The organism is Vreelandella janggokensis, from assembly GCF_031451615.1.
In the GTDB taxonomy this organism is placed as follows: domain Bacteria; phylum Pseudomonadota; class Gammaproteobacteria; order Pseudomonadales; family Halomonadaceae; genus Vreelandella; species Vreelandella janggokensis.
The window spans coordinates 1-6,423 of the sequence record NZ_JARWAJ010000011.1 but is presented as its reverse complement, the minus strand read 5'-3'; the positions used below and the strand labels follow the sequence as shown (position 1 = coordinate 6,423).

Genomic DNA, 6,423 nt, shown 5'->3' with positions numbered 1-6,423 from the left:
GGCTTGCCCTGAAACTCATGGTCAGGAATGCCCTGATTTTTCATCCAGCTGCGGTACATGAAGCCGTTCTTGTCGGCGGTGCCGAACCACTGGGCAGAGCGTAGGGGCGGCTTGCGATCAGACATGGGAGACTCTCCGTACAAATCGGTGAAAAGAGCGTGGCAAAAAAAGGGATCGGAACGTTAGCGTCAGGCCCGCTGACGACGCGTGTGTTTCCAACGGTCGAACATCACCGCCAGCAGCAGAATCGCGCCGCGCACCAGGTACTGGTAAAAGGTCGGCACGTTGAGCAGACCCATGGCGTTCTGCACACAACCCATGATCATCACCCCGACCAGCACGCCGGTGATCGTCGCGACACCGCCCGATAGCGCCACACCGCCCAGCACACAGGCAGAAATCACCGCCAGCTCCAGCCCCATTGAGGTATTGGGATCACCCAGCCCCATGCGCGACGCCAGCAACACGCCCACCACGCCCGCAACGACGCCCTGCAAACCGAAGACAATAATCTTCAGGCGGCGGACGTTGACCCCGGCCAGCGCAGCCGCTTCGGCGTTACCGCCGGTGGCCAGCACGTTGCGCCCGAAGGCGGTCATGTTAAGTATCACGCCAAAGATCACGAAGCAGGCCAGCATGGTCCATACCGGCAGGGTCAGGCCGAGAAAAGAGGCACTGCCCAGATCAAAGAAGCTCGGCACGGTAATCATCACGGCATCGCCACCGGAGGTGATGTAGGCCAGCCCACGCACAAACTCCATCGCCGCCAGGGTGGCAATCAGTGAGTTAATGCCGAACTTGGCGATCACCAGGCCGTTAAAGGCCCCGACCGCACCACCGGCGACAATACCGCCGATCACGCCGATAAACACGCTACCGGTGTTGGTCGTCACCACCGCTGCCACCACCCCGGCAAAAGCCACCGTGGAAGCCACCGAAAGGTCCACCTCGCCCAGCGCCAATACCAGCATCATGGTGGTTGCCAGGCTGCCGATGAGAGTGACCGAAAGCAGCAGTCCGACCATGTTGCGGCCGGTCAGAAAATCAGGAATCAGAACGGCCAGTGCTATGAACAGCAGCAGGAAAATGGCGATCAGCCCGGAAGTGTCCAGCAGTGTGCGTAGCGGCTTGATAAGCCCCTGACGCCCAGCCGGACGGGCAGGTTCATTCTCACCTTGGGTTACGTTGTCGGTTGTCATCGTGTTTGTCCTGAGCTTGCGTTTTGCAGAGCTTGAGTCCTGAAAAACATCTGCTCTGAAATTTGTGGTCTAAAAAGTAGGCGTCAGGCAGGCAGTGCCAGACCCAGTAGCCGTTCGGGGGTGGCTGATTCGCGTGGCACCACTTCCACCAGCTCGCCGTCACGCATCACGGCAATGCGATCACAAATGGAGCTGACTTCCGCCAGGTCACTGGAAATCACCACGACGCTTTTGCCCTGCTCGGCCAGGTCGTAAAGCAGCGAGTAAATGTCTCGGCGAGCGCCCACATCGATACCTCGCGTCGGCTCGTCCATCACAAACAGGTCGATCTCTTCGGCCAGCCAGCGGGCCAGAATCACCTTCTGCTGATTGCCCCCCGAGAGTTTGCCAATAGGCGAACGTGGGCCCGGGGTTTTGACGCTGAGCTGCTGAATATACGACTCTGCATTGCGACGTTCGCGACCGGGGTGGCGGAAAAGACCCCAGCGTTTGAAAAAACGCCGACAGCTGATATTGAGGTTGTCGGCGACGCTTGCCACCGGAAAGATGCCTTGGGATTTGCGATCTTCCGGGCACATGGCGATACCAGAGCGAATTGCTTCGCCAGGGCTCTTGAAACGTCGCGACTTACCTTTGAAGATCACACTACCGGCTTTGGGGGACTCAACGCCGCACACCAGCCGAAGCAGCTCACTGCGCCCGGCACCCACCAAGCCAAACAGCCCGAATACTTCACCGCGCTTGACGGAAAAGCTCACCGGTGCCTGGAGGCCGCGTCCTTCGATACCCTCCACGCTCAAGACCACATCGCCATGTTCACGAGCACGATAGCCGTAAACATCGTCGATATCGCGACCCACCATTTCACTCACCAACAGATCGTGGTTCAGCGACGACATATCCTCATGGGTACGAATGTGCTGACCGTCACGGAAGATGGTGACCGCATCACACATCTCGAACACCTCCTCCATGCGATGGGTCACGTAGAGCACAACGCGCCCTTCATCACGCAGGCGTTGAACGATACGCTTGAGTTGGCGGGTTTCCTGGATAGAGAGGCTGCTGGTAGGTTCATCAAAGGCGATCACCTTGGCATCGCGCAGCAGCGCACGACCAATTTCAATCATTTGCTGCTGGCCGATAGAAAGCTCACGTACCTTGGTCGAGGGATGAATCTCCCCCTCGCCCAGGTCGGCCAGAATCGCCATGGCTCTTTCTTTCAACTGACGGCGGTTCACGAACCCCTGTCGCGTGGGCAGTTGGCCGAGTAACAGGTTCTCGGCCACCGACATATTGGGAGAAAGCGTCAATTCCTGATAGATGATGGCGATCCCTTCGCGCAACGCCTCCCGAGTGTTGCTGAAGACATGGCGCTTGCCATCAATCCACAGCGCGCCTTCGGCAACGTGGTTAACGCCACTCAGCACCTTGAGAAGGGTCGATTTACCCGCGCCGTTTTCGCCCATCAACGCATGTACCTGGCCGGCGTGAGCGTCAAAGCTCACGCCATCCAGCGCACGCACGCCGGGGAAAACGACACTGATACCATCGAAACGTAAATAAGCATCAGACATGCGTAAGCACTCCAGCAGACAATCTGTTACAGACCCAGTTCGTCGCGAACTTCCTGCCAGTTATCCCGCGTCATCAGGGTGCCGGAGGTCTCGGTATTCGCCTGAGGCTTTTCGTCCTCGGTAATCCAGCGATAGAGGTCTTCCGCCGTTTGACGACCGTGCATGGTGGAGCTCACCGCAACGGTGCCGTGAAAGCCGGTCGGGTTTTCACGAGAGAACTCGGCAAAGGCGGCACCTGAACCGTTGATCCCAACCCCGATAACGTCCTCGGGAGCTATGCCGTACTGTTCGGTCGCCCTTACCCCGCCAAGTACGCTCTCCTCATTGAGGGCATAGATCACCCAGTGCTCATAATCACCATGCTGGGCGAGCACCGGCGACGCGGCCGAGAATGCACTGGAGGTATCGGTGTTTTGCTGGGGTGCGTCGAAGATGTTGCTCTCTGGGAAGCCAGCGTCGAGCAGCGCCTCAGTCGCGCCATCGGTCCGCTTAACGGCGGTGGGCAGTTCGTTATTGGTAATTCGCAGCGCGGCAACCTCTTCAGGGTTCCACCCGCGGGCTTCCATTTCGTCGGCAATGGCTTCGCCTACCTGCTGACCGATCTTGGTGCCCGACATGCCCAGGTGAGGTACGCCTTCCATCGGCTCACCGCTGGCGTTGACAAACTGATCATCGACGGTGATCACTTTCATGTCGTACTGTTCAGCACGGTTCATGATCGCTGGCCCAAGTCGTACATCCGGCGGGCAGATCACAAACCCCTCAGCCCCTTGAGAGTTGAGGTTATCAATCGCACTGAGCACTTCCTGGCCGTCTTCACCACCCAGTCGTACCACGTCGAAGCCGAGTTCTTCACCCACCTCGGTGGCTGCCTGTTGCTCATTGATAAACCAGGCCTGTTCCGGCTTCTTGACGATAAAACCGATCTTCACCTCGTCATCCTGCGCCTGTGCAGACCCTAGAGACGCCAGCATGACGGCGCTACCGAGTGCCAGACGGGTAAAGGTCGTGGTTAGGTTGGTTGTTAATTGCATGGTCGTACTCCTGATGTTTTAGCGAATCTTGTTGTTGATTGTGGTGATGCCTGTTGATGTCTCAGGTTGTCGGTGGCGAACCCGACGAGTTACGGATCAAAGGACTCCTGCGCGGAAAAACGGTATACCGTACTTGAGCGATACGTTTCGTCGGGTTCCAGGATCGTGCTGGGAAACGCCTCCTGGTTGGGGGAGTCGGGATAGTGCTGGGTTTCCAGGGCAAAGCCGGAACGGTGATCGTATGGCTGGCCCCGTTTACCGGTCAGGTTGCCATCGAGAAAATTACCGGAATAGAACTGGATACCGGGCTCGGTGGTTTCGATTTCCACCATGCGTCCGCTTTGCGGCTCCCAGACTCTGGCGGCCAGCACCAACTCATCCGCTGCGGCATTATTTCGGGCCAGCACAAAATTGTGGTCATAACCACCGCCGAAGGCGAGCTGCTCGTTGTCCTGATCAATCCGCTCACCGATCGGCGTCGCCTGGGTAAAGTCAAACGGTGTGCCATCTACCGAGCGGATTTCGCCGGTGGGGATCAAGGTGTCGTTGACCGGGGTAAAGTCGGGGGCGTTGATCATCAACTGATGATCGAGAATGGTGTCGCTGCCTTCGCCCTTCAGATTGAAGTAGCTGTGCTGGGTCAGGTTGACCGGCGTCGCCTTGTCGGTGTCTGCCTGATAATCCACCCTTAGTTCATCTTCATCGGTCAGCGTGTAGGTGACCTGCGCCTCCAATCGGCCAGGGTAGCCCTCTTCGCCATCTTCGCTGGTATAGCGCAGCACCAGCCCCGTGCCCGACGCGTTCTCGAACGGTTCGGCCTGCCATAGGACCTTGTCAAAGCCCTGATCGCCGCCATGTAGATGGTTGTTGCCATCATTGGTGGCCAGTGAGTAGGTCTTGCCATCAAGGGAGAACTGACCACCCGCGATGCGGTTGCCGTAACGCCCGATGATGGCGCCAAAATAGGGATTGGCCTGGCGGTATTCATCGGAGAGATAGGCATCAAGCGAGTCGAAACCCAGGGCGATATCATCGAATTCGCCGTCTACATCGGGCGTCTTCAATGACAGGATGATGCCGCCGTAGTTGGTGACCTGAAGCTCGATACCGTTGGCATTGGTCAATCGGTAGACGTCGACCTGGCGGCCATCCGGCAATTGACCAAATACTGATTTATCAATGCTGCCTTCAGCGCTATTTCCAGCAGAGGTTTCTTCGCCTTGTGCCTGGGCCGCGCCAAGCAACAGCATCGCGATACCGGCACTCACCAGCAGATTGTGTCTTGCGCTGATCCTACGAGCGTACATGAGAGACATGATGTTGCTCCTTGCGTTTTTGTTATTAGGGCGACGCTACCGTCGCATATACAAGCGTTACAGTAGACACCTCCGGCATAACCAACCAATATACGAACATGGCAACTTTGATACACTTATTGCTATCAATAACAACAAGAGGCTTATTCCATGGGCGTTCTCCGCGAGAACTGGTTTCTGGACGTGCGACTAAAGTTGCGCCATTTGCAGCTATTTTTAGCGCTCGACGAGCACCGTAACCTTCACCGAGCCGCCGCTCAGTTACACATGAGCCAGCCCGCCGCCTCCAAGCTACTCAATGACCTGGAAACCAACCTGGGTACTCGTTTATTCGACCGCCACCCCCGTGGGCTGACGCCTAACTGGTACGGCGAGATCATGATTCGCCACGCGCACAGCATGATCTCGACACTGCGCCAAACGGGTGAGGAGTTGAGCGCATTAGGCGAAGGCAATGCGGGCACGGTAGCGGTCGGCACGGTAATGGCCCCGGCAGTCACGCTACTGACCAGCACTATTGAGCGAGTACATAGAGACCGGCCGGGACTCAAAATCAGCGTTGACGTGGATGTCAGCAAGGCGCTGGTGCCGCGCTTGCTTGAAGGTGAACTTGACTTTGCGATTACGCGGATTCCGGCAGGCTTTGACGTGGAGCGTTTTGTATTTGAAGAGATTGGTGAAGAGGAACTCTGCTTTGTCTGCCGCCAAGGACACCCGTTAGCCGATAAAAACCCGCTTAGCCTGAGCGACATGGCGGTCTATCCGTGGTCGTTACAGCCCATTGGCGCCTTGATGCGTCAGCGGGTCGACAGCCTGTTTTTGCACCATCAAGTAGTGCCGCCGCGGCAAATCGTCGATACCGCCGACTTGTTGGTGTCCCTCGCGCTGGTCGATAAATCCGACACTATCACGGTGACCACCCGTGAAGCCGCCAACCTGTTATGCAACCCGCAACGCTTTCACCTGCTGCCCTTCAGCGAGACGCTCAGCGTTCAACCCTATGGGTTAGTGAGTTTGCGCCACCAGCGGCTCTCCCCCGGAGCGGCAGTGGTAATGAGCACCCTGCGGGAGATTATCGCGCAGGGTACTTAGCCAGACATACCCACTCGGTCAATGCGAGTGGCGCGGCACATCAGAACCCCGGCAACCGACCAGGAAGTCGAAGTCACAGCCTTCGTCCGCCTGGAGGACTCGCTCGATGTACAGTTGCCGGTAGCCACCCTGGCTGGCAATCAGCGTCGAGGCCGCCGTAGGGTCGCTTTCGGCCAGGCGTGAGGCCAGCTCTTCGTCGCTGATG

The 6,423-nt window shown here is 57.7% G+C and carries 5 protein-coding genes and 2 pseudogenes; 1 reads left to right on the top strand and 6 read right to left on the bottom strand.

Features of this window, described 5'->3' with window-relative positions; translation table 11 throughout:
- The 5 genes and pseudogenes from QC816_RS18240 to QC816_RS18220 form a co-directional block, all read right to left on the bottom strand.
- Window positions 1–125, bottom strand: a pseudogene (locus tag QC816_RS18240) (dihydroxy-acid dehydratase); the annotation flags it as partial.
- Window positions 126–188: 63 nt separating this feature from the next.
- A complete protein-coding gene (gene araH, locus QC816_RS18235) occupies window positions 189–1,199 on the bottom strand; it encodes an L-arabinose ABC transporter permease AraH (protein ID WP_199284037.1) in 1,011 nt (336 codons plus the stop codon).
- A gap of 83 nt (window positions 1,200–1,282) precedes the next feature.
- On the bottom strand, window positions 1,283–2,776 hold the full coding sequence (gene araG, locus QC816_RS18230) for an L-arabinose ABC transporter ATP-binding protein AraG (RefSeq protein ID WP_199284038.1): 1,494 nt from the start codon (window positions 2,774–2,776) through the stop codon (window positions 1,283–1,285).
- 26 nt (window positions 2,777–2,802) lie between these two features.
- On the bottom strand, window positions 2,803–3,810 hold the full coding sequence (locus QC816_RS18225; RefSeq protein WP_264824810.1) for an arabinose ABC transporter substrate-binding protein: 1,008 nt from the start codon (window positions 3,808–3,810) through the stop codon (window positions 2,803–2,805).
- Between the two features lie 89 nt (window positions 3,811–3,899).
- Window positions 3,900–5,126, bottom strand: coding sequence for an aldose epimerase family protein (locus QC816_RS18220; RefSeq protein WP_199284040.1), 1,227 nt, complete (start codon window positions 5,124–5,126; stop codon window positions 3,900–3,902).
- 150 nt (window positions 5,127–5,276) lie between these two features.
- On the opposite strand from QC816_RS18220, the gene QC816_RS18215 reads away from it, so the two are divergent.
- A complete protein-coding gene (locus tag QC816_RS18215) occupies window positions 5,277–6,218 on the top strand; it encodes a LysR substrate-binding domain-containing protein (RefSeq protein WP_199284041.1) in 942 nt (313 codons plus the stop codon).
- Window positions 6,219–6,236: 18 nt separating this feature from the next.
- Here the strand turns inward: QC816_RS18215 and QC816_RS18210 are convergent.
- Window positions 6,237–6,423 (bottom strand): annotated as a pseudogene (locus QC816_RS18210) (dihydroxy-acid dehydratase); the annotation flags it as partial.